This window comes from Enterobacter sp. LM3, assembly GCF_046622475.1.
In the GTDB taxonomy this organism is placed as follows: Bacteria; Pseudomonadota; Gammaproteobacteria; order Enterobacterales; family Enterobacteriaceae; genus Enterobacter; species Enterobacter cloacae_P.
This window is the reverse complement of sequence record NZ_JBJURN010000004.1, coordinates 101,795-124,634: the sequence shown is the minus strand read 5'-3', so window position 1 is coordinate 124,634 and position 22,840 is coordinate 101,795. Positions and strand designations below refer to the sequence as shown.

Genomic DNA, 22,840 nt, shown 5'->3' with positions numbered 1-22,840 from the left:
CGCTCACACACAAATAACGACATCGGAGCCGTGATGGCAGGAAACAGTATTGGACAGTTATTCCGCGTGACCACCTTTGGTGAGTCGCACGGGTTGGCACTGGGCTGTATCGTTGATGGCGTACCGCCAGGCATCGAACTGACCGAAGCAGATTTACAGTACGACCTCGACCGTCGTCGTCCGGGCACCTCTCGCTACACCACGCAGCGTCGCGAGCCGGACCAGGTCAAAATTCTTTCAGGCGTTTTTGAAGGCCGCACCACCGGCACCAGCATTGGTCTGTTGATTGAAAACACCGATCAGCGTTCCCAGGACTACGGTGCCATCAAAGACGTATTCCGCCCGGGCCATGCTGACTACACGTATGAGCAAAAATACGGTTTTCGCGACTATCGCGGCGGTGGTCGTTCTTCCGCACGCGAAACCGCCATGCGCGTGGCTGCAGGAGCGATTGCCAAAAAATACCTGGTGCAGAAATTTGGTATTGTGATCCGTGGTTGTCTGACCCAGATGGGCGATATTCCACTGGCCATTAAAGACTGGGATCAGGTTGAGCAAAACCCGTTCTTCTGTGCCGATGCCGACAAACTGGACGCACTGGACGAACTGATGCGTGGCCTGAAAAAAGAGGGCGACTCCATCGGTGCGAAAGTGACCGTGGTCGCTGACGGCGTGCCGCCAGGCTGGGGTGAGCCGGTATTTGACCGCCTCGATGCCGACATCGCGCACGCGCTGATGAGCATCAATGCGGTGAAAGGGGTAGAGATTGGCGACGGTTTTGACGTGGTTCAGCTTCGTGGCAGCCAGAACCGCGACGAAATCACCAAAGCGGGTTTCCAGAGTAATCATGCGGGCGGTATTCTCGGTGGTATTAGCAGTGGACAGCAGATTGTTGCCAATATTGCGCTGAAGCCGACATCCAGCATTACCGTGCCGGGTCACACGATTAATCGCTCTGGCGAAGAAGTTGAGATGATCACCAAAGGACGTCACGATCCGTGTGTGGGGATCCGCGCGGTGCCGATCGCAGAAGCGATGCTGGCGATCGTGCTGATGGATCACTTCCTGCGCCAGCGTGCGCAGAATGCGGATGTGACGACCACCATTCCACGCTGGTAAACATGAAAAAAACCGCAATTGCTCTGCTGGCGCTGTTTGCCAGCGGAGTCAGTCTGGCCGCGACGCCGTGGCAAAAAATCACCCACCCGGTGTCGGGGAGTGCGCAGTCTATTGGTGCATTTTCGAACGGCTGTATCGTTGGTGCGCAGGAACTTCCTCTGCAGTCCAGTTCTTACCAGGTAATGCGTACCGATCAGCGTCGTTACTTCGGCCACCCGGATCTGGTGCTGTTTATTCAGCGTCTGGGGAGTCAGGTGCATAACCGGGGTCTGGGAACGATGCTGATTGGCGATATGGGAATGCCTGCTGGTGGTCGCTTCAACGGTGGGCATGCCAGTCACCAGACCGGACTGGATGTCGATATCTTCCTGCAACTGCCGAAAGGTCGCTGGAGTTCAGCACAGCTGCTGAAACCACAGGCGCTGGATCTGGTGGCGAGTGACGGCAAAAGCGTTGTACCGTCGCTCTGGACACAAGATATTTCCAGCATGATCAAGCTGGCGGCAAAAGATAATGACGTCACGCGGATTTTTGTTAACCCGGCTATCAAGCAGCAGCTTTGTCTGGATGCAGGAACCGACCGTGACTGGCTGCGCAAAGTGCGCCCGTGGTTCCAGCATCGTGCGCATATGCACGTTCGTCTGCGCTGCCCGGCGAACAGTCTGGAATGTGAAGACCAGCCGTTACCACCGTCAGGCGATGGCTGTGGCGCGGAACTGCAAAGCTGGTTTGAACCGGCAAAACCTGGAACCTCTAAGCCTGAGAAGAAGACACCGCCTCCGTTGCCGCCTTCCTGTCAGGCGCTACTGGATGAGCATGTACTTTAATGGATAATTTCGTCGATCTGTTTATGGTGTCACCACTGCTGCTGGTGGTGCTCTTTTTTGTGGCAATGCTGGCCGGGTTCATTGATGCCCTGGCGGGCGGCGGTGGTTTACTGACCGTTCCGGCGCTGCTGGCGGCGGGCATGAACCCGGCTCAGGCGCTTGCCACCAACAAGCTTCAGGCCTGCGGTGGGTCGCTCTCCGCATCGCTCTATTTTATCCGCCGCAAGGTAGTGAGCCTGGCCGACCAGAAGCTCAATATCCTGATGACCTTTATCGGTTCCACCTCCGGTGCGCTACTGGTTCAGCACGTGCAGTCTGACATTTTGCGCCAGATCCTGCCGGTTCTGGTTATCTGCATTGGCCTGTACTTTTTGCTGATGCCAAAGCTCGGTGAAGAGGACCGGCATCGTCGTCTGCATGGCCTGCCGTTTGCGCTGATTTCCGGGGGCTGCGTCGGCTTTTACGACGGCTTCTTTGGCCCCGGCGCGGGGTCGTTTTACGCGTTAGCGTTCGTGACGCTGGCCGGATTTAACCTCGCTAAATCGACCGCTCATGCCAAAGTACTCAATGCGACTTCGAACGTAGGCGGCCTGCTGTTGTTCATTATTGGTGGCAAAGTCATCTGGGCGACCGGCTTTGTGATGATGGTGGGGCAATTCCTGGGGGCGCGTGCAGGTTCACGTCTGGTGTTAAGCAAAGGACAAAAGCTGATCCGCCCAATGATCGTTGTGGTGTCGGCGGTGATGAGTGCCAAACTTCTTTATGACAGCCACGGACAGGAGATCCTCCACTGGTTGGGGATGAACTAATGAACAGTACGCATAAATACGAACAGCTGATTGAGGTCTTCGACGGCTGTTTTGCCGGTGATTTTAATACCCGTCTGATTAAAGGCGACGACGAACCGATTTATCTTCCAGCTGATGACGAGGTTCCGTATAACCGTATCGTCTTTGCACATGGCTTCTATGCCAGCGGCTTGCATGAGATTTCTCACTGGTGCATTGCGGGGAAAGCGCGTCGTGAACTGGTGGATTTCGGTTACTGGTATTGCCCGGACGGCCGCGATGCCGCGACGCAAGGGCAGTTTGAAGACGTGGAAGTGAAACCGCAGGCTCTGGAATGGTTGTTGTGCGTAGCGGCAGGTTTCCCGTTCAATGTCAGCTGCGACAACCTCGACGGTGACTTCGAGCCAGACCGTATTGTGTTCCAGCGCCGCGTTCATGCGCAGGTGATGGAATATCTTGATAAAGGTATCCCGGCGCGTCCTGCGACGCTTATCAGGGCCTTACAGAATTATTACCATACGCCGGAGATCACGGCGGAATGCTTCCCGTGGCCGGAAGATCTTTAACAGAGGAAAGAAGATGATCGCAGAATTTGAATCACGCATTCTGGCGTTAATTGATGACATGGTGGAACACGCCAGTGATGATGAGCTGTTCGCCAGCGGTTATCTGCGTGGTCACCTGACGCTGGCGGTAGCCGAGCTTGAAACAGGGGACGATCACTCTGCCGACGCTGTGCATGTTGAAGTCACCCGCAGCCTGGAGAAAGCCATCCAGGCCGGTGAGCTCTCTCCGCGCGACCAGTCCTTAGTGCTGGGCATGTGGGAAAACCTGTTCCAACAGGCCAACGTTAAGTAATGGTTTTTCCGCCCTCTCCCTGTGGGAGAGGGCATCATACCGCACTCTACTTAACCATTTTTCCCTTCAGCAATTTCCGTACCCACAACCGGTTTGGGTTGAGTCCCGCGAGCGTGGTACTGTCCAGTGGGATCGGCTCATCGCTCATCTGTGCGGCCAATACTTCAGCCAGCAGCGGTGCCGAGCACAATCCGCGCGACCCCAGACCACCCAGCATAAACAGCTCCGGATATACCGGTGCGCTCACCGCGGCATCCTTGTTTTCAGCGAGGTACTGATAGGCTGCGAGTGTGGCTTCATAGTCAGGCACGCTACCTGCCATCGGCAGATGATCGCGTGTCGCGCAGCGTACGCCGCAGCGTGCTTCACCTGTGCTGACATCAACGTCTTTCGCCCAGCCAGCCTGTGGGAAGCAATCGATCAGGCGCTGGCGGTTTTGCTGCTGATCCGCGTCGCTGTAGTGCATGTCAGTCTGGCCGCGATGGTAGCTGGCACCAATACAGTGGTGGCCGTTGGATGGGTTTTGTGGTGTCAGATACCCGTCGTAACACAGCACCTGCCGCAATTTCCCCAGCTCCGGCGTCGTCGGTATATGACTCACCTGGCCGCCAACAGGGTAAAGCGGTAACTTTTCCGTCTGGATAAACTGGTTGATGTGATGACCATTCGCCAGCACTACGCTTGCATGCTGTGCCTGTTTGCCATTGGCAAAAAGCAGATTCCAGTGCTCTGTCCGGCTAAGTGATTCAACCTTGTGGGAATAATGCACTGCCAGTCCGCGTGACTGCGCGAGGGTTATTGCCGCTGTTGTCAGTTCAGCCGGGCACAACCAGCCGCCGAGCGGGTACTGAATACCATCGCACCCGGTATCAATACCCGCGGTTTCAGTGACCTGCTGTGTTGTCACCGCATGTGCTATCTCTTCTGGCAACCCCAGTGACAACATTTGTGCGATTTTTTGCTGACTCTTCTCGTCCCAGCCGAGCTGCGTAACGCCGCACCACGCGTGGTCAAACGCGACCGGTAGCCTGTCATACAGGCGACGGGCGAAGGTAAATGCCGCCGGGAAGAACTGACTCAGTGCCGGATCGTGGGCACTGAGCAGGGGATAGAGTGCCCCCTGGCGGTTACCTGAGGCACCTTGTGCCGGGGCATCGTCAGCACAGTAGAGCGTGACCTGCCAGCCCCGGTGTAAAAGTGCAAGTGAGAGCAGGGCGCTGGCAATGCCTCCGCCAATGATCGCGACTTCACGGGCGGTGCTGTGGCTGCGGGCAAACCAGGGGGCCTGTGCGGGGATCGCCAGCTCTTGTTCCATTACCCCGACCAGCATCTCGCGCTTACGGCCAAAGCCTTTGGTTTTTTGCATGGTAAAGCCCACTTCCTGCAACCCACGGCGAACAAAACCTGCCGAGGTAAAAGTGGCGAGCGTTGCACCAGGACGCGCCAGCCGCGCCATCGCAGCAAAGAGATGTGGGCTCCACATGTCCGGGTTTTTGGCAGGGGCAAAGCCGTCCAGGAACCAGGCGTCCACGCTTTGATTCATTGAATCATCAAGCTTATCGGTCAGGTCGTTGATATCACCCAGCCATAAGTCCAGGGTGACGCGCCCGCCGTCCAGCAGCAGACGATGGCAGCCGCCGACGGCGGGAGGCCACTGTGCCTGAAGTTGTTCTGCCCACGGCGCAAGTTCCGGCCAGTGCTGATGAGCCAGCGTCAAATCGTGCGCAGTGAGCGGGAATTTTTCAAAACTGATGAAATGTAACCTTTGGAGCGTAGTCTCAGGGTGAGCCGCGTGAAACTGGTCAAACGCTTGCCAGAGGGTCAGGAAATTCAGTCCGGTACCGAACCCGCTTTCTGCCACCACAAACAGGTTGCGTGGGTGTAAGGGGAAGCGGGCGCTGAGCCGGTTTCCCTCAAGGAAAACATAACGGGTTTCTTCCAGTCCGTTATCATTAGAGAAATAGACGTCATCAAAATCTCGGGAAACAGGTGTACCCTCAGCGTTGAATTCGAGGTTGGCGGGTTGTATAGCGTTTTGTTTCACGTAAGTTACTCGTCTGACAGGCAGTGGCGCGATCTTAACGATGTGAGCTCATCGGTGCAAATTTCCGCAGAAATTGGCTGATCGGACTTGTTCGGCGTACAAGTGTACGCTATTGTGCGACTCGAAACTTACTTTAGTGTGACTTACAGAGGTATTGAATGAAACGTGCAGTGATTACTGGCCTGGGCATCGTTTCCAGCATCGGTAATAACCAGCAGGAAGTCCTGGCATCTCTGCGTGAAGGACGCTCCGGGATCACTTTCTCTGAAGAGTTTAAAGATTCAGGTATGCGTAGCCACGTATGGGGTAATGTCAAACTGGACACCACCGGTTTGATTGACCGTAAAGTGGTTCGTTTCATGAACGATGCCTCTATTTATGCTTATCTCTCCATGCGTGAAGCCATCGCGGATTCAGGTCTGAAAGAAGAAGATTATCAGAACAACCCGCGTGTAGGTCTGATTGCTGGTTCCGGCGGCTCTTCAAAAGCGCAGGTATTTGGTGCTGACGCTATGCGTAGCCCGCGTGGTCTGAAAGCGGTTGGCCCTTACGTGGTGACCAAAGCAATGGGCTCAGCGGTTTCTGCGTGCCTTGCAACACCATTCAAAATCCACGGTGTGAACTACTCCATCAGCTCAGCCTGTGCGACTTCTGCACACTGCATCGGTAATGCGGTAGAGCAGATCCAGCTGGGTAAACAGGACATCGTATTTGCTGGCGGCGGCGAAGAGCTGGGCTGGGAAATGGCCTGTGAGTTCGATGCGATGGGCGCACTGTCCACCAAGTACAACGAAACCCCGGAAAAAGCATCCCGTACTTATGATGCACACCGTGATGGTTTCATCATCGCAGGCGGCGGCGGTATGGTTGTGGTTGAAGAGCTGGAACACGCTCTGGCACGTGGTGCTCACATCTATGCTGAGATCGTTGGCTACGGCGCAACTTCCGATGGTGCTGACATGGTTGCTCCATCAGGCGAAGGCGCGGTGCGCTGCATGAAGATGGCGATGCAGGGTGTTGATACACCAATCGACTATCTGAACTCTCACGGTACCTCTACACCAGTGGGCGACGTGAAAGAACTGGGTGCGATCCGTGAAGTGTTTGGCGACAACAGCCCGGCAATCTCTGCAACGAAGGCAATGACCGGTCACTCTCTGGGTGCTGCGGGCGTGCAGGAAGCTATCTACTCTCTGCTGATGCTGGAAAACGGCTTTATCGCCCCAAGTATCAACATTGAAGAGATGGACGAGCAGGCTGCTGGCCTGAACATCGTGACCAAACCAACAGAAGCGACGCTGACAACCGTTATGTCCAACAGCTTCGGTTTCGGCGGTACGAATGCCACGCTGGTGATGCGTAAGCTGAAATAAGTTTTATGTTTGATTCGGAAGGGGAGCCAACAGGCTCCCTTTTTTTATGCATTGACAACCTGCTGATCTCACAGGCAAACTCCAGAGTTCAACATTATCATCACGATAATGCGTAAGCGTTTAACGTCAACCAACGCACCTTAATCCTGATAATCAGGCAGAGGGGGCGTGGCATTTCCCCGCCTTACTCTTCATTTCGGAGTAAAGCATGACTGTAGTCACTCAAACAGAAACACCCTCTTCAGCGAATATCTCGCTGTTTCGTATCGCCTTTGCGGTATTCCTGACCTACATGACTGTGGGCTTGCCGCTGCCGGTGATCCCGCTGTTCGTTCACCAGGAACTGGGCTATGGCAACACTCTGGTCGGCGTTGCTGTCGGTATTCAGTTTTTAGCCACGGTTTTAACCCGGGGATACGCCGGACGTCTGGCGGATCAGCATGGTGCAAAACGCTCAGCCCTGCAGGGCATGTTCGCCTGCGGTCTGGCGGGTGGGGCATGGCTGCTGGCTGCACTTTTGCCGGTAGATACTGCTTATAAATTTGCGCTGCTGGTGGTGGGGCGTTTAATCCTCGGCTTCGGCGAAAGCCAGCTGCTGACCGGCACCCTGACCTGGGGAATGGGGCTGGTTGGCCCCACGCGTTCAGGTAAGGTGATGTCCTGGAACGGAATGGCCATCTATGGCGCACTGGCGACAGGTGCGCCGCTGGGTTTGTTGATCCACAGCCAGTTTGGTTTTGCGGCGCTGGCAGGTACCACGATGGTACTGCCGCTGCTGGCCTGGGCGTTTAATGGTTCGGTACGTAAAGTGCCCGCGCATAAAGGTGAGCGACCTTCTCTGTGGCGCGTGGTTGGTCAAATCTGGCAGCCGGGTCTGGGTCTGGCGCTCCAGGGCGTAGGCTTTGCGGTGATTGGTACCTTCGTCTCTTTGTATTTTATTAGCCGTGGCTGGGCAATGGCAGGTTTTACGCTCACCGCGTTTGGTGGTGCGTTTGTGCTGATGCGTGTGTTGTTCGGCTGGATGCCGGATCGTTTTGGCGGTGTGAAGGTGGCAGTGGCTTCGCTGGTGATTGAGACGATCGGCCTGGTACTGCTGTGGCAGGCCCCCGTCGCGTCGGTTGCGCTGCTCGGTGCGGCATTGACCGGCTGTGGTTGTTCGTTAATCTTCCCGGCGCTTGGTGTTGAAGTAGTGAAGCGCGTGGCCCCGCAGGTACGTGGTACCGCGCTTGGCGGCTATGCAGCGTTTCAGGATATCTCATACGGGGTAACCGGACCGCTGGCAGGACTGTTAGCCACGTCGTTTGGCTACCCGTCAGTCTTCCTCGCGGGGGCGGTCTCTGCGGTTGTCGGGATTGTGGTAACGCTGGTCGCGTTTCGTAGCGTTTAGTTTTTCTGCCCGGTGGCGCTGTGCTCACCGGGCCTACAAAAGCATGAACCGTAGGTGCTTTACGCAACCAGCCAGAAAATAACCAGCGCAATCATCAACGCAATAAACATCAGCCCCGGACGAGCAGACAGTGTCCTGAAGGTTTCCACAACCGGCGCAAACAGTGGGCTGTAGATTGGCTGAATGTTCCGCACTTCCGGCACACCGCCTTCGCGCTCGGTGCGGCGGACAAAGATCTGATTCAGTAAATCCTGCACCTGCGCGGTGGTCAGCACCGTTTGCGGTGTGGCCTGCCAGGTTTGCTGAGCGTAATCCCGTATCGTTTCAAACTCGTGTGGCTCCAGCGGCTGTTTCAGCGCGGCCTGTACCGTATGCAGGGTAGGGGTATTCTGGGTGCTGAGCGTCTGGCGTGCCTGGAGCCAGGTGACCAGATGCGCAAACTGTTTTGCCGGGATCATCTCGCCCTCTTTCACACCCGAAAGCTCCAGCATGGATTGCCAGATGAGCTTCGTCGGCTCGCCGGTGGCGGCGGCCAGTTTGGTCACCATCTGCTTGAGCGTGTTGTGCTCGGCAGGCAGCAGCGGACGTTCAGTTGCCGGGCGTTGCTGCGGCTGCGGAATAGAAAGTTGATTGCTTTGTAGCAGCGTCAGCACGGTTTTCAACTGTTCCGGCGTAAGCTGGCTCAGCGCAGTATGGCCGTACTGTTGACGAATAAAATCACTCACTGCCTGGCGGTTATTGCCCTGGCCTAACAGCTCGGTCAGCTGCGAGACAATCTGGCGGGTGGTGTGATTTTGCTGCGCGGTGTTAATACGCTGGTTCAGGTTTTGCTCGGCAGCGGGGAAATGACGCGACTGTAGCGGTGCATCGTTCCTCACGCCCAGATCGTGCTTCACGCCGGCCCACACTTCCGCATTTTGCTGCGAAGTCAGCGCAATCAGACGCGTGATCAACCGCTCCAGCACGGTGCGCTGTTGCGTGGAAAGTGGCTGTTCGCCTGCGATGTTGGGCGTTACGGGGCCATCACCTGGGGGGCGCGGCGGCGTACCTGAAATGGGCTGCATCGTCAAAAATCCTTAAAGTCAAAACTCTGCGTAAACCCGGCATAGTTATATGCCTGGCGGCGAGATTATGGCACACTTGATGGGTTTTCTTCCTCTCAAACAGGTACTCAGACGTGAAAATCCTCGTTGATGAAAATATGCCTTACGCGCGCGAGTTGTTTAGCCGCCTCGGTAACGTTAAGGCTGTCCCTGGTCGCCCGATCCCGGTAAGCGAACTGGATGACGCAGATGCACTGATGGTGCGCTCGGTGACTAAAGTAAATGAGGCGTTGCTCTCCGGCAAAGCGATTAAGTTCGTCGGGACGGCAACGGCAGGGACGGATCATGTGGATGACACATGGCTTAAGCAGGCGGGGATTGGTTTTTCAGCTGCACCTGGCTGTAACGCCATTGCCGTTGTGGAATATGTTTTCTCCTCCCTGTTGATGCTGGCCGAGCGTGATGGTTTTGCGCTGAAAGACCGCACTGTCGGTATTGTCGGTGTGGGTAACGTGGGCGGACGCCTGCAAAAGCGCCTTGATGCATTAGGTATTCGCACGTTGCTGTGCGACCCGCCGCGTAAAGATAACGGCGATGACGGGGACTTCCGTTCGCTGGACGAGCTGGTTGAGCAGTGCGATGTGATCACTTTCCACACGCCGCTGTTCAAAGAGGGGCCGTACAAGTCTCTGCACCTCGCCGACGAAACCCTGATCCGTTGTCTGAAGCCTGGCACTATTCTGATAAATGCCTGCCGTGGCCCGGTGGTTGATAACGCCGCGCTGCTGAAATGTCTGGAAGAAGGGCAGGATCTCAGCGTGGTACTGGACGTCTGGGAGCCGGAGCCGGATCTCAACGTTGCGCTGCTTAACAAGGTGGACGTCGGTACCGCGCATATTGCGGGTTATACCCTCGAAGGTAAAGCGCGTGGCACCACCCAGGTCTTTGAGGCCTACAGCGCCTTTATCGGCCATCCGCAACAGGTGGCGCTGGATACACTATTACCCGCGCCTGAATTTGGCCGTATTACCCTTCATGGTCCCCTCGACGAGGCAACGCTGAAAAGGCTGGTGCATTTGGTGTATGATGTGCGCCGCGATGATGCGCTGCTGCGTAAATCAGCGGGTATTCCGGGCGAATTTGACAAGCTGCGCAAGAATTATCTTGAACGTCGCGAATGGTCTTCCCTGTATGTTATTTGCGATGATGCCCAGGCTGCGTCATTGCTGCATAAACTGGGTTTTAACGCCGTTCATCACCCGGTACGTTAATGTCTTCTTAATGCTCCCTGTCGGATACTCCGGCAGGGACGCTTTTTTATTTCTGGAGTAACCACCATGTCTGAAGGCTGGAACATTGCCATATTGGGGGCCACGGGTGCCGTGGGTGAAGCCCTGCTCGAAACCCTTGCTGAGCGTCAGTTCCCGGTGGGTGAAATTTTTGCACTGGCGCGCACTGACAGCGCCGGTGAACATCTGCGTTTTGGCGGTAAATCCGTCATGGTTCAGGATGCGGCTGAATTTGACTGGACGCAGGTGCAGCTGGCGTTCTTTGCTGCGGGCGTTGAGGCCACGGCTTCTTACTGCGAAGAAGCGACCAACGCGGGCTGTCTGGTGATTGATTTAAGCGGCCTGTTCTCAATGGAGCCGGATGTTCCTCTGGTTGTGCCGGATGTGAATCCATTCGTTCTGACTGACTACCGTAACCGCAACATCATTGCGGTACCGGACAGCCTGACCAGCCAACTGCTTACCGCGCTGAAACCGTTGATCGATGACGGTGGCCTGTCGCGTATTACCGTGACCAGCCTGCTGTCAGCTTCCGCGCACGGTAAAAAAGCTGTCGATGCGCTGGCAGGGCAGAGCGCAAAGCTGCTGAACGGTATCCCGATTGATGAAGACGATTTCTTTGGTCGTCAGCTGGCATTCAACATGCTGCCGTTGCTGCCGGACAACCAGGGTTCTGTACGTGAAGAGCGCCGTATCGTCGATGAAGCCCGCAAAATTCTGCAGGATGATGGTCTGATGATCTCCGCGAGCGTTGTGCAGTCACCCGTCTTTTACGGTCATGCGCAGATGGTGAGCTTTGAAGCGCTGCGTCCTCTGGCGGCAGAAGAGGCGCGTGATGCGTTTGCCCGTGGCGAAGACATCGTGCTGTCTGAGGAGAGCGAGTTCCCAACCCAGGTTGGCGATGCGACCGGTAGTGCGCATCTTTCCGTCGGCTGTGTACGCAACGATTACGGTATGCCGGAGCAGGTTCAGTTCTGGTCGGTTGCCGACAACGTTCGCTTTGGTGGTGCGCTGATGGCGGTCAAAATTGCGGAAAAACTGGTGCAGGAGTACCTGTACTGATGTCCGACGTGGAACAAAAGCTTGTCCATAAAATTGCCCTCGGTATTGAGTACGATGGCAGTAAATATTATGGCTGGCAGCGTCAGAATGAGGTGCGCAGTGTTCAGGAAAAACTGGAAAAAGCGCTCTCTCAGGTGGCGAATGAGCCGATAAGCGTTCTCTGCGCCGGGCGCACGGACGCCGGCGTGCACGGTACCGGCCAGGTGGTTCACTTTGAAACCACCGCAATGCGCAAAGACGCTGCGTGGACGCTGGGTGTTAATGCGAATTTACCTGGAGACATCGCGGTACGTTGGGTTAAAGATGTCCCCGATGATTTTCATGCGCGTTTCAGCGCCACCGCGCGCCGTTACCGCTACGTTATCTACAATCAGCGCCTGCGTCCGGCGGTGTTAAGCCAGGGCGTGACGCATTTTTATGAACCGCTTGATGCAGAACGTATGCATCGTGCGGCGCAGTGTCTGATTGGTGAAAATGACTTTACGTCGTTTCGTGCGGTGCAGTGTCAGTCCCGCACGCCGTGGCGTAACGTCATGCACATAAACGTCAGCCGTTTTGGCGCGTATGTGGTGGTGGATATCAAAGCCAATGCCTTTGTACATCATATGGTTCGGAATATTGTGGGCAGCCTGATGGAAGTGGGTGCCGGACACCAGCCGGAGAGCTGGATTGCAGAACTGCTGGCGGCGAAGGACAGAACGCTTGCAGCAGCTACGGCGAAAGCGGAAGGGTTGTATCTGGTCTCGGTGGATTATCCGGAACGGTTCGAACTTCCAAAACCGCCAATGGGCCCGCTTTTCCTGGCGGACTAAACACGGTGCAATTAAGGTTTAAACAATATGGATTTAATACGTTTTCTTATTGATTTTATTCTGCATATTGATGTTCACCTGGCCGAACTGGTCGCACAGTATGGCGTCTGGGTTTATGCCATCCTGTTCCTCATTCTGTTCTGTGAGACCGGGCTGGTTGTTACCCCGTTCCTGCCAGGAGATTCGCTGCTGTTCGTGGCCGGTGCGTTGTCTGCGCTGCCAACTAATGATCTGAATGTGCATATGATGGTGGTGCTGATGGTCATTGCTGCAATTGTCGGTGATGCGGTCAACTACACAATTGGGCGGGTGTTTGGCGATCGGCTATTCAGTAATCCGAACTCGAAAATTTTCCGTCGTAGCTACTTAGATAAAACCCACGCATTTTATGAGCGCCACGGCGGCAAGACCATTATCCTTGCGCGATTTGTGCCTATTGTGCGTACATTTGCCCCGTTTGTGGCGGGAATGGGACATATGTCCTATCGTCACTTTGCGGCATTCAACGTTGTCGGCGCATTGCTGTGGGTGCTGCTGTTTACCTATGCAGGCTACCTGTTTGGCGATCTCCCTGTGGTTCAGGAAAACCTTAAGTTACTGATTGTAGCTATTATTGTGCTTTCCATTTTGCCCGGCGTCATCGAGATTATTCGTCACAAACGTGCGGCAGCCAAACAAGCGAAATAAGTGCGTACTGGCGGTTCGACCACTTTTTTATCCAAAGTTTCGGGCTGTTATGTTTTAATGTGCAACATTCATGGTCTGTTGGAGGCAAAAATGGCATTATTCGCCTCTTATAGCAAAACTGGCATACGACCAGGTTCAGGCAGAAAGGTTATCAATGAGCTGGATTGAACGAATTAAAAGCAACATAACCCCGACGCGTAAAGCGAGTATTCCTGAAGGGGTGTGGACGAAGTGTGATAGCTGCGGCCAGGTTCTGTACCGCGCGGAACTGGAACGCAATCTTGAGGTGTGTCCGAAATGTGACCACCACATGCGCATGTCGGCGCGTAATCGCCTGCATAGCCTGCTGGACGAAGGTTCTCTGGTAGAACTGGGCAGCGAACTTGAGCCGAAAGACGTGCTGAAGTTCCGTGATTCCAAGAAATACAAAGATCGTCTGGCCTCTGCGCAGAAAGAGACCAGCGAGAAAGACGCCCTGATTGTGATGAAAGGCACCCTGCACGAGATGCCGGTGGTGGCCGCCGCGTTTGAGTTCTCCTTTATGGGTGGCTCAATGGGCTCTGTCGTTGGTGCTCGCTTTGTGCGTGCCGTTGAGCAAGCACTGGAAGACAACTGTCCGCTGATCTGCTTCTCCGCCTCTGGTGGTGCGCGTATGCAGGAAGCGCTGATGTCTCTGATGCAGATGGCGAAAACCTCTGCAGCGCTGGCGAAAATGCAGGAGCGCGGTCTGCCGTACATCTCCGTACTGACCGACCCGACAATGGGTGGCGTCTCTGCAAGCTTCGCGATGCTGGGCGATCTGAACATCGCTGAACCAAAAGCGCTGATCGGCTTTGCTGGTCCTCGCGTAATCGAACAAACCGTACGTGAAAAACTGCCGCCGGGCTTCCAGCGCAGCGAGTTCCTCATTGAGAAAGGCGCTATCGATATGATCGTTCGCCGCCCGGAAATGCGCCTGAAACTGGCAAGTATCCTGGCGAAGCTGATGAATCTGCCCGCGCCGAACCCGGATGAGCCGCGCGAAGGCGTAGTCGTACCGGATCAGGAACCCGAGGCCTGATAACTGAAAAGGGCAGGGCCGGATGGCGCTGCCCTTTTGCTTTCTAAACTGTTAATGACAACCGGGCATCATGGAAAATAAACGCATTCCCCAAGCCACGTCGCCCCTGGCCGCGTGGCTTTCTTATCTGGAAAACCTGCACAGTAAAACCATTGATATGGGGCTTGAGCGCGTAAGCCAGGTCGCCGCGCGTCTTGATGTGCTGAAACCCGCGCCTTTCGTGTTTACCGTTGCGGGTACTAACGGTAAAGGCACGACCTGCCGCACGCTGGAAGCTATCCTGATGGCCGCAGGGTATAAGGTCGGTGTGTACAGCTCTCCGCATCTGGTGCGTTATACCGAGCGTGTTCGCGTGCAAAATACTGAGCTGCCGGAGTCTGCACATACGGCGTCATTCGCAGAAATTGAAGCGGCGCGCGGTGAGATTTCATTAACCTATTTTGAATACGGTACGCTTTCAGCGCTGTGGCTGTTTAAACAGGCGCAGCTGGATGTGGTGATTCTGGAAGTGGGTCTCGGCGGGCGTCTTGATGCGACCAACATGGTGGATGCGGATGTCTCCGTTGTATCCAGTATCGCGCTGGATCATACCGACTGGCTGGGGCCAGACCGTGAAAGCATTGGCCGTGAGAAAGCCGGTATTTTCCGCACCGGTAAACCCGCCGTGGTCGGTGAGCCGGATATGCCACACACAATTGCTGAGGTGGCAAAAGAGAAGGGCGCGTTGCTGCTGCGCCGCAATGTTGACTGGCAATATGATGTTAACGCCAACGGCTGGCGCTTTACCGATGCCCAGGGTGTGCTGGACAACCTGCCGTTGCCGCAGGTGCCACTGCCTAACGCGGCGACCGCTCTGGCGGCGCTACGTGCAAGTTCGCTTGCGGTGAGCGAACAGGCAATCCGCGACGGCATTCAGAGCGCGGTTCTGCCGGGACGCTTCCAGATTGTCAGCGAATCACCACGTCTTATCCTGGATGTGGCGCATAACCCGCATGCGGCGGCATATCTCGCAGGGCGTCTCAAATCGTTACCAAAAACCGGGCGTGTACTGGCGGTTATCGGTATGCTTCATGATAAAGATATCGGCGGCACGCTGGCCTGCATGGAGAGTGTGGTCGATAGCTGGTATTGTGCTCCTCTGGAGGGGCCACGCGGCGCGACGGCTGAAGAGCTGATGGAACATCTCAGCAAAGGCGAAATCTACAATAGCGTGGCTCAGGCCTGGCATGCTGCAATGGCAGATGCTAAACCAGAAGATACCGTGCTGGTGTGTGGGTCGTTCCACACGGTGGCACATGTCATGGAAGCGATGGACGCGGGGAGAACCGGTGGCAAGTAAGTTTCAGAACCGTCTGACAGGAACGATTGTGCTGGTTGCGCTGGGGGTGATTATTCTCCCGGGTCTGCTCGACGGGCAGAAAAAGCATTACCAGGATGAATTTGCGGCAATCCCGCTGGTACCAAAACCGGGCGATCGCGACGAGCCAGATATGCTCCCGGCGGCGACACAGGCGCTTCCTGCTCAGCCGCCGGAAGGCGCAGCGGAAGAAGTGCGTGCGGGCGATGCCGCTGCACCGTCGCTCGATCCGTCTCGTCTGGCGGCAGGTAATAACAACGATATCGATCCTGTGCCCGCTCCGGTTGAACAGCCTAAACCGGTTGAAAAACCGAAACCGGTCGACAAACCGCAGCCGAAAGCACAGCGTGATAAAACCACCGAGCAGCTGGCTGCCGCAGCAGAGACGCCACCTCCGGCAAAACCGGCCCAGCAGGAGGCTGCACCCGCAGGTAAAGCCTACGTTGTGCAGCTTGGTGCGCTGAAAAATGCTGATAAAGTCAACGAGGTCGTGGGTAAGCTGCGTGGCGCGGGGTATCGTGTTTACACTTCACCTTCCACACCGGTGCAGGGTAAAATTACCCGTATCCTCGTGGGGCCGGAAGCCTCTAAAGATAAGCTGAAAGGTTCGCTTGGCGAGCTGAAGCAGATCTCCGGTCTGAGCGGTGTGGTGATGAACTACAGCGTGAACTGAGGTTAAGGAAGGCGTCCACAGAGACGCAAAAAGCCAGTGGCGTTGAGTATTTTTTCAGCGCCTTTTTTATTTACGCGCGGGAAGGAAATCCCTACGCAAACGTTTTCTTTTTCTGTTAGAATTCGCCCCGAACTGGATGACAGGGCGTTAAATCGTGGGACACATATGGTCTGGATTGATTACGCCATCATTGCGGTGATTGGTTTTTCCTGTCTGGTTAGCCTGATCCGTGGCTTTGTTCGTGAAGCGTTATCGCTGGTGACATGGGGTTGTGCTTTCTTTGTTGCCAGTCATTACTACACTTACCTGTCTGTCTGGTTCACGGGCTTTGAAGATGAACTGGTCCGAAATGGAATCGCCATCGCGGTGCTGTTTATCGCGACGCTGATTGTTGGCGCTATCGTGAATTACGTGATAAGTCAGCTGGTCGAGAAAACCGGTCTGTCAGGAACGGACAGGGTGCTCGGGATCTGTTTCGGGGCGTTGCGAGGCGTGCTGATTGTGGCCGCGATACTGTTCTTCCTGGATACCTTCACCGGTTTTGCAAAAAGTGAAGACTGGCAGAAATCGCAGCTCATTCCAGAGTTCAGCTTCATCATCAGATGGTTCTTTGACTATCTGCAAAGCTCGTCGAGTTTCTTGCCCAGAGCCTAGTGTGCTCTGAGATGTGGCTTAACGAGGAAAAGACGAATGTGCGGTATTGTCGGTATCGCCGGTTTCATGCCGGTAAACCAGTCTATTTATGACGCGTTAACGGTGCTTCAGCACCGTGGGCAGGATGCTGCGGGTATCATCACCATTGATGCAAACAACTGCTTCCGTTTACGTAAGGCGAATGGCCTGGTAAACGATGTGTTTGAAGCCCGCCATATGCAGCGTCTGCAAGGTAATATGGGGATTGGTCACGTTCGTTACCCTACTGCTGGCAGTTCCAGCGCCTCTGAGGCTCAGCCTTTCTACGTTAACTCTCCGTATGGCATCACGCTTGCCCACAATGGCAACCTGACTAACGCTCACGAGCTGCGCAGAAAGCTGTTTGAAGAGAAACGTCGCCACATTAACACCACGTCTGATTCTGAAATCCTGCTCAATATCTTTGCCAGTGAGCTGGATAACTTCCGTCACTATCCGCTGGAAGCAGACAACATTTTTGCTGCCGTTGCTGCGACTAACCGTCAGATCCGTGGTGCCTACGCCTGCGTGGCGATGATTATCGGTCACGGCATGGTAGCTTTCCGCGATCCAAACGGTATTCGTCCTCTGGTGCTCGGTAAGCGCGACCTCGGTGACGGCCGTACTGAATATATGGTTGCCTCTGAAAGCGTGGCACTGGATACCCTGGGCTTTGAATTCCTGCGTGACGTCGCGCCAGGCGAAGCGGTCTACATCACTGAGAAGGGCCAGCTGTTTACCCGCCAGTGTGCCGATAACCCGGTCAGCAACCCATGCCTGTTCGAATACGTCTACTTCGCTCGTCCGGACTCGTTTATCGACAAGATCTCCGTCTATAGCGCGCGTGTAAACATGGGCACCAAACTGGGCGAGAAGATTGCCCGCGAATGGGACGATCTGGATATCGACGTGGTTATTCCTATCCCGGAAACTTCCTGCGATATCGCGCTGGAAATCGCCCGTATTCTGGATAAGCCATACCGTCAGGGCTTCGTGAAAAACCGCTACGTTGGCCGTACCTTTATCATGCCGGGCCAGCAGCTACGCCGTAAGTCCGTGCGTCGTAAACTGAACGCCAACCGTGCAGAATTCCGCGACAAGAACGTGCTGCTGGTGGACGACTCCATCGTGCGCGGCACGACTTCTGAGCAGATTATCGAGATGGCACGTGAAGCCGGTGCGAAGAAAGTGTACCTGGCCTCCGCAGCGCCGGAAATTCGTTTCCCGAACGTGTATGGCATTGATATGCCAACGGCTAACGAGCTGATTGCGCATGGCCGTGAAGTGGATGAAATTCGCCAAATCATCGGTGCAGATGGCCTGATTTTCCAGGATCTGAACGATCTGATCGACGCGGTGCGTGCCGAGAACCCGGATATTCAGCAGTTCGAATGCTCCGTGTTTAACGGTATTTACGTGACCAAAGACGTTGACCAGCAGTATCTCGACTATCTGGATTCGCTGCGTAACGACGATGCAAAAGCCGTTCAGCTGCAAAACGATCTTGAAAGCTTAGAGATGCACAACGAAGGCTAATGCCTTTGCAAGTGAGGGCTAATGCCCTCACTTGCAACTCCCCGGAAAATCCTGCACAGTCAGCCCTGAAATCAGCAAGGGCAAAAATCATGAAACGACTCATTGTAGGGATCAGCGGTGCCAGCGGCGCGATTTACGGCGTACGTCTGTTGCAGGTACTGCGTGACGTAGCAGAAGTGGAAACGCATCTGGTGATGAGCCAGGCGGCACGTCAGACGCTCTCCCTCGAAACCGATTTTTCCCTGCGCGATGTTCAGTCTCTGGCCGATGTGGTACACGATGCCCGTGATATCGCCGCCAGCATCTCCTCTGGCTCGTTTAAAACGGCCGGCATGGTGATCCTGCCCTGTTCCATCAAAACGCTCTCCGGCATTGTCAACAGCTATACCGACACGCTGGTAACACGCGCGGCAGATGTGGTGCTGAAAGAGCGTCGCCCGCTGGTGTTGTGCGTGCGGGAAACGCCGCTGCACCTGGGACACCTGCGCTTAATGACTCAGGCCGCCGAGCTGGGCGCGGTGATCATGCCGCCGGTACCGGCGTTCTATCACCGTCCGCAAACGCTGGATGAGGTGATTAACCAGACCGTTAACCGCGTGCTGGATCAGTTTGATATCGACCTGCCGGAAGACCTCTTTACCCGCTGGCAGGGAGCCTGATTTTGTGCACAATGTGAGTGCATGAAAAAACAAGTTGCCCTGTTTCAGGGCAAAACTGCAACCGCGATCATATCCTCGACATTTAATTCGCTTTTTCCCTTTTTCTCTTTCCGGTTCGTTCGGTAGACCTGCTATCTTTCACCATTAAGGCAATATCGCAACGTTTTATTAACATATTTAACGTCGATTTTTTGACCAGACGGCAATGTGGCATAAGACCTGCAAGAGAAGCCTGCAACACAACACACAACACAATACATAATAAAATCACGGTACTTGAGGGTAAATGTATGAAGAAGACGGTTCTGGCTCTGTCTTTGCTCGTGGGGTTAAGTGCAGCAGCAGGTAGCTATGCAGCACTTCCACAGACAGTTCGTATCGGTACAGACGCAACTTATGCGCCATTCTCTTCCAAAGATGCAAAAGGCGATTTCGTTGGGTTTGATATCGATCTGGGAAATGAGATGTGCAAACGCATTGCGGTAAAATGCACATGGGTGGGCAGTGACTTTGACGCATTAATCCCGTCGCTGAAAGCCAAAAAAATCGACGCCATTATCTCTTCTCTCTCCATCACCGAAAAACGTCAGCAGGAGATTGCCTTCTCTGACAAACTCTACGCGGCAGATTCTCGTCTGATTGCTGTAAAAGGCTCTCCGATTAAGCCAACCATCGACTCGCTGAAAGGCAAGCATGTGGGCGTTCTCCAGGGGTCTACCCAGGAAGGTTATGCCAACGCAAACTGGCGTGAGAAGGGTGTAGATGTGGTGGCTTACCAGAACCAGGATCTGATTTACTCTGACCTGGCCGCAGGCCGTCTGGATGCCGCGTTCCAGGATGAAGTTGCCGCGAGCGAAGGCTTCCTGAAACAGCCAGCAGGCAAAGACTATGCCTTTGCTGGCCCGTCCGTGAAAGACAAAAAATACTTTGGTGACGGCACCGGTATTGGCCTGCGTAAAGACGATACCGAGTTGAAAGCCGCCTTTGACAAAGCCTTTACTGAGCTGCGCAAAGACGGTACCTACAACAAACTGGCGAAGAAATACTTCGACTTCAACGTATACGGTGACTAATCGTTACTGACGGGAATGCACCATGATGGCTGTCTGTCATGGTGCATTGCGGGTGCAGGTGAGCCATTATGGTGCGTGGTTGGCTATTAATTGTTCTTTAAGTGCATAGTTAAGCATTTATAGTGCAAAAACTCCCAATGATTGGGCATTATCTTTTGCCTTAATAAGGGGATTAATGGCACATTAACGGCACCCCGTCGTAGTAAAAAATCCCGTAAGAATCCAGTCTGTTGAGGATGTATATGAAAAAACTGATGTTGTCTCTTTCGCTGGTGTTGGCTGTTTCCAGCATGACGGCGGCGTTTGCCGCTATTCCGCAGAAAATTCGTATTGGTACTGATCCTACCTATGCCCCGTTCGAATCGAAAAATGCGAAGGGTGAACTGGTTGGTTTTGACATTGATCTGGCCAATGAACTGTGCAAACGCATCAAAGCACAATGTACCTACGTTGAGAACCCACTGGATGCGCTGATCCCGTCGCTGAAAGCCAAAAAAATCGACGTGATTATGTCCTCTCTTTCCATCACCGAAAAACGCCAGCAAGAGATTGCCTTTACCGACAAACTCTACGCAGCGGATTCTCGTCTGGTCGTGGCTAACGCATCCAACATTCAGCCAACAATTGAATCGCTGAAAGGTAAGCGCGTGGGCGTGCTGCAGGGTACGACGCAGGAAACATACGGCAACGAACACTGGGCACCGAAGGGCATTGAAATCGTCTCTTATCAGGGCCAGGAAAACATCTACTCTGACCTGACGGCAGGCCGTATCGATGCCGCATTCCAGGATGAAGTTGCAGCAAGCGAAGGTTTCCTGAAACAGCCTGTGGGTAAAGATTACAAGTTCGGTGGGCCGTCCATTAAGGACGTGAAACTGTTTGGTGTAGGCACCGGTATGGGTCTGCGCAAAGAGGACAACGAACTGCGTGAAGCGCTGAACAAGGCGTTTGCAGAAATGCGCGCTGACGGCACTTACGACAAGCTGGCAAAAAAATATTTCGATTTTAATGTTTACGGCGGCTAATCACCACGTCAAATAACGTGCGGCCCCTCCCGTTTGGGGAGGGGAAAAGACACGGTTCCACCACTCACGATACGACAGGGCACGCGGTATGCTGTACGGATTTTCTGGCGTTATTTTACAGGGCGCGCTTGTCACCCTTGAGCTGGCTATCAGCTCCGTGGTACTGGCGGTGCTGATAGGCCTGGCGGGCGCGGGGGCGAAGTTGTCGGCAAATAAACCGCTGGCGCTCATTTTTGAAGGCTATACCACGCTGATTCGCGGTGTTCCTGACCTGGTGCTGATGCTGCTAATCTTTTACGGTTTGCAGATTGCGCTTAATGGTATCACTGACGCTATTGGCATGGAGCAAATTGATATCGACCCGATGGTGGCCGGTATTATTACCCTCGGTTTTATCTACGGTGCGTACTTCACGGAAACTTTCCGCGGTGCTTACATGGCCGTGCCGAAAGGGCACATTGAAGCAGCGACTGCGTTTGGTTTCACCTCCTCACAGACGTTTCGCCGGATTATGTTCCCGGCCATGATGCGCTATGCGTTGCCGGGTATCGGCAATAACTGGCAGGTTATCCTCAAGGCGACGGCGCTGGTTTCTCTGCTCGGCCTGGAAGATGTCGTAAAAGCGACCCAGCTTGCAGGCAAGAGTACCTGGGAACCGTTCTACTTTGCGGTGGTATGTGGCGCTATCTATCTGGTCTTTACGACCGTCTCCAATGGTGTGCTGCTTCTGCTCGAACGTCGCTACTCCGTGGGTGTGAAGAGGGCTGACCTGTGATTGAGATTATTCAGGAATACTGGAAATCCCTGCTGTGGACAGATGGCTATCGCTTTACCGGCGTGGCCATTACGCTGTGGCTGCTGATTTCTTCCGTGGCGATGGGCGGCATTCTGGCAGTGTTTCTTGCCATTGGCCGGGTGTCGAACAATAAATTTATCCGCTTCCCGATCTGGCTGTTCACCTATGTGTTTCGCGGTACACCGCTGTACGTGCAACTGCTGGTGTTCTATTCGGGGATGTACACGCTGGAGATTGTGAAAGGCACTGAGATGCTGAACGCGTTCTTCCGCAGTGGCCTGAACTGTACGGTACTGGCGTTAACGCTCAATACCTGCGCCTACACCACCGAGATTTTCGCCGGGGCCATTCGTTCTGTACCTTATGGTGAAATTGAAGCGGCACGCGCGTATGGCTTCTCGTCGGTGAAACTTTACCGTTGCATCATTCTGCCGTCGGCGCTGCGCATTGCGCTGCCTGCCTACAGTAACGAAGTGATTCTGATGCTGCACTCCACCGCGCTGGCCTTTACCGCGACGGTGCCGGATCTGCTCAAAATCGCCCGTGACATTAACTCCGCAACCTATCAGCCATTTACCGCGTTTGGCATTGCGGCAGTGCTTTATTTGATTATTTCATATGTCCTCATTAGCCTGTTCCGTAAGGCTGAAAAACGCTGGTTGCAGCATATAAAACCTTCTTCGACGCACTGAGAAAGATG

Annotated in this window: 23 protein-coding genes; 21 read left to right on the top strand and 2 right to left on the bottom strand. The window is 54.6% G+C overall.

What is annotated here, in order from left to right:
• Positions 1-33 precede the first annotated feature (33 nt).
• The 5 genes from aroC to ACJ9N4_RS06620 are packed head-to-tail and all read left to right on the top strand — an operon-like array spanning position 34 to position 3,592.
• On the top strand, positions 34-1,119 hold the full coding sequence (aroC, locus tag ACJ9N4_RS06640) for a chorismate synthase (RefSeq protein ID WP_411500353.1): 1,086 nt from the start codon (positions 34-36) through the stop codon (positions 1,117-1,119).
• Between the two features lie 2 nt (positions 1,120-1,121).
• Complete coding sequence (gene mepA / locus ACJ9N4_RS06635) at positions 1,122-1,946, top strand: penicillin-insensitive murein endopeptidase (protein ID WP_182918717.1); 825 nt, start codon at positions 1,122-1,124, stop codon at positions 1,944-1,946.
• Positions 1,946-2,755, top strand: a complete 810-nt coding sequence (locus tag ACJ9N4_RS06630; RefSeq protein WP_182918716.1) for a sulfite exporter TauE/SafE family protein — start codon at positions 1,946-1,948, stop codon at positions 2,753-2,755. The genes mepA and ACJ9N4_RS06630 overlap by 1 nt, the downstream gene beginning before the upstream one ends.
• Positions 2,755-3,300, top strand: coding sequence for an elongation factor P hydroxylase (locus ACJ9N4_RS06625; protein ID WP_182272170.1), 546 nt, complete (start codon positions 2,755-2,757; stop codon positions 3,298-3,300). The genes ACJ9N4_RS06630 and ACJ9N4_RS06625 overlap by 1 nt, the downstream gene beginning before the upstream one ends.
• A gap of 13 nt (positions 3,301-3,313) precedes the next feature.
• Positions 3,314-3,592, top strand: a complete 279-nt coding sequence (locus ACJ9N4_RS06620) for a YfcL family protein (RefSeq protein WP_182272169.1) — start codon at positions 3,314-3,316, stop codon at positions 3,590-3,592.
• A 46-nt stretch (positions 3,593-3,638) separates the two neighbouring features.
• Here ACJ9N4_RS06620 and mnmC read toward each other — a convergent pair whose 3' ends face one another.
• Complete coding sequence (gene mnmC, locus ACJ9N4_RS06615) at positions 3,639-5,636, bottom strand: bifunctional tRNA (5-methylaminomethyl-2-thiouridine)(34)-methyltransferase MnmD/FAD-dependent 5-carboxymethylaminomethyl-2-thiouridine(34) oxidoreductase MnmC (RefSeq protein WP_182918715.1); 1,998 nt, start codon at positions 5,634-5,636, stop codon at positions 3,639-3,641.
• Between the two features lie 158 nt (positions 5,637-5,794).
• Here mnmC and fabB point away from each other — a divergent pair, with 158 nt between their 5' ends.
• Both fabB and ACJ9N4_RS06605 read left to right on the top strand, forming a co-directional pair.
• Positions 5,795-7,009 carry a beta-ketoacyl-ACP synthase I gene (gene fabB / locus ACJ9N4_RS06610; protein WP_182272167.1) on the top strand — a complete coding sequence of 405 codons (1,215 nt, stop codon included), beginning with the start codon at positions 5,795-5,797 and terminating at the stop codon, positions 7,007-7,009.
• A gap of 208 nt (positions 7,010-7,217) precedes the next feature.
• Positions 7,218-8,396 carry an MFS transporter gene (locus tag ACJ9N4_RS06605; protein WP_182918714.1) on the top strand — a complete coding sequence of 393 codons (1,179 nt, stop codon included), beginning with the start codon at positions 7,218-7,220 and terminating at the stop codon, positions 8,394-8,396.
• 59 nt (positions 8,397-8,455) lie between these two features.
• Here the strand turns inward: ACJ9N4_RS06605 and flk are convergent, their stop codons facing one another.
• Positions 8,456-9,460 carry a flagella biosynthesis regulator Flk gene (flk, locus tag ACJ9N4_RS06600; RefSeq protein WP_182272165.1) on the bottom strand — a complete coding sequence of 335 codons (1,005 nt, stop codon included), beginning with the start codon at positions 9,458-9,460 and terminating at the stop codon, positions 8,456-8,458.
• Positions 9,461-9,573: 113 nt separating this feature from the next.
• Here flk and pdxB point away from each other — a divergent pair, with 113 nt between their 5' ends.
• From pdxB to ACJ9N4_RS06530, 14 genes are all read left to right on the top strand, one after another.
• Positions 9,574-10,710: a 4-phosphoerythronate dehydrogenase PdxB gene (gene pdxB / locus ACJ9N4_RS06595; RefSeq protein ID WP_182272164.1), complete on the top strand. Its 1,137-nt coding sequence runs from the start codon at positions 9,574-9,576 to the stop codon at positions 10,708-10,710.
• 66 nt (positions 10,711-10,776) lie between these two features.
• Positions 10,777-11,790 carry an aspartate-semialdehyde dehydrogenase gene (locus tag ACJ9N4_RS06590; protein ID WP_182272163.1) on the top strand — a complete coding sequence of 338 codons (1,014 nt, stop codon included), beginning with the start codon at positions 10,777-10,779 and terminating at the stop codon, positions 11,788-11,790.
• Positions 11,790-12,602 carry a tRNA pseudouridine(38-40) synthase TruA gene (gene truA / locus ACJ9N4_RS06585; protein WP_182918713.1) on the top strand — a complete coding sequence of 271 codons (813 nt, stop codon included), beginning with the start codon at positions 11,790-11,792 and terminating at the stop codon, positions 12,600-12,602. The genes ACJ9N4_RS06590 and truA overlap by 1 nt, the downstream gene beginning before the upstream one ends.
• 27 nt (positions 12,603-12,629) lie before the next feature.
• On the top strand, positions 12,630-13,289 hold the full coding sequence (locus tag ACJ9N4_RS06580; RefSeq protein ID WP_182272161.1) for a DedA family protein: 660 nt from the start codon (positions 12,630-12,632) through the stop codon (positions 13,287-13,289).
• Positions 13,290-13,443: 154 nt separating this feature from the next.
• Positions 13,444-14,349 (top strand): acetyl-CoA carboxylase, carboxyltransferase subunit beta, encoded by a 906-nt coding sequence (gene accD / locus ACJ9N4_RS06575; protein WP_114977626.1) that lies wholly within the window; start codon positions 13,444-13,446, stop codon positions 14,347-14,349.
• 70 nt (positions 14,350-14,419) lie between these two features.
• Complete coding sequence (gene folC, locus ACJ9N4_RS06570) at positions 14,420-15,688, top strand: bifunctional tetrahydrofolate synthase/dihydrofolate synthase (protein WP_395121725.1); 1,269 nt, start codon at positions 14,420-14,422, stop codon at positions 15,686-15,688.
• Positions 15,678-16,379, top strand: a complete 702-nt coding sequence (gene dedD / locus ACJ9N4_RS06565) for a cell division protein DedD (RefSeq protein WP_182272159.1) — start codon at positions 15,678-15,680, stop codon at positions 16,377-16,379. Before folC ends, dedD begins: the two co-directional genes overlap by 11 nt.
• A gap of 165 nt (positions 16,380-16,544) precedes the next feature.
• Positions 16,545-17,033, top strand: a complete 489-nt coding sequence (gene cvpA / locus ACJ9N4_RS06560) for a colicin V production protein (RefSeq protein WP_182918711.1) — start codon at positions 16,545-16,547, stop codon at positions 17,031-17,033.
• Positions 17,034-17,069: 36 nt separating this feature from the next.
• On the top strand, positions 17,070-18,587 hold the full coding sequence (gene purF, locus ACJ9N4_RS06555; RefSeq protein ID WP_182272157.1) for an amidophosphoribosyltransferase: 1,518 nt from the start codon (positions 17,070-17,072) through the stop codon (positions 18,585-18,587).
• Positions 18,588-18,676: 89 nt separating this feature from the next.
• Entirely contained in the window at positions 18,677-19,246 is a 570-nt protein-coding gene (locus ACJ9N4_RS06550) for a UbiX family flavin prenyltransferase (protein ID WP_182272156.1), read from the top strand.
• Between the two features lie 290 nt (positions 19,247-19,536).
• Positions 19,537-20,319 carry a lysine/arginine/ornithine ABC transporter substrate-binding protein ArgT gene (gene argT / locus ACJ9N4_RS06545; protein WP_182272155.1) on the top strand — a complete coding sequence of 261 codons (783 nt, stop codon included), beginning with the start codon at positions 19,537-19,539 and terminating at the stop codon, positions 20,317-20,319.
• 242 nt (positions 20,320-20,561) lie between these two features.
• Complete coding sequence (gene hisJ, locus ACJ9N4_RS06540) at positions 20,562-21,344, top strand: histidine ABC transporter substrate-binding protein HisJ (RefSeq protein WP_182272154.1); 783 nt, start codon at positions 20,562-20,564, stop codon at positions 21,342-21,344.
• An 88-nt stretch (positions 21,345-21,432) separates the two neighbouring features.
• Positions 21,433-22,119, top strand: a complete 687-nt coding sequence (locus ACJ9N4_RS06535) for a histidine ABC transporter permease HisQ (protein ID WP_182272153.1) — start codon at positions 21,433-21,435, stop codon at positions 22,117-22,119.
• Entirely contained in the window at positions 22,116-22,832 is a 717-nt protein-coding gene (locus ACJ9N4_RS06530) for an ABC transporter permease (protein WP_182272152.1), read from the top strand. The genes ACJ9N4_RS06535 and ACJ9N4_RS06530 overlap by 4 nt, the downstream gene beginning before the upstream one ends.
• Positions 22,833-22,840 lie beyond the last annotated feature (8 nt).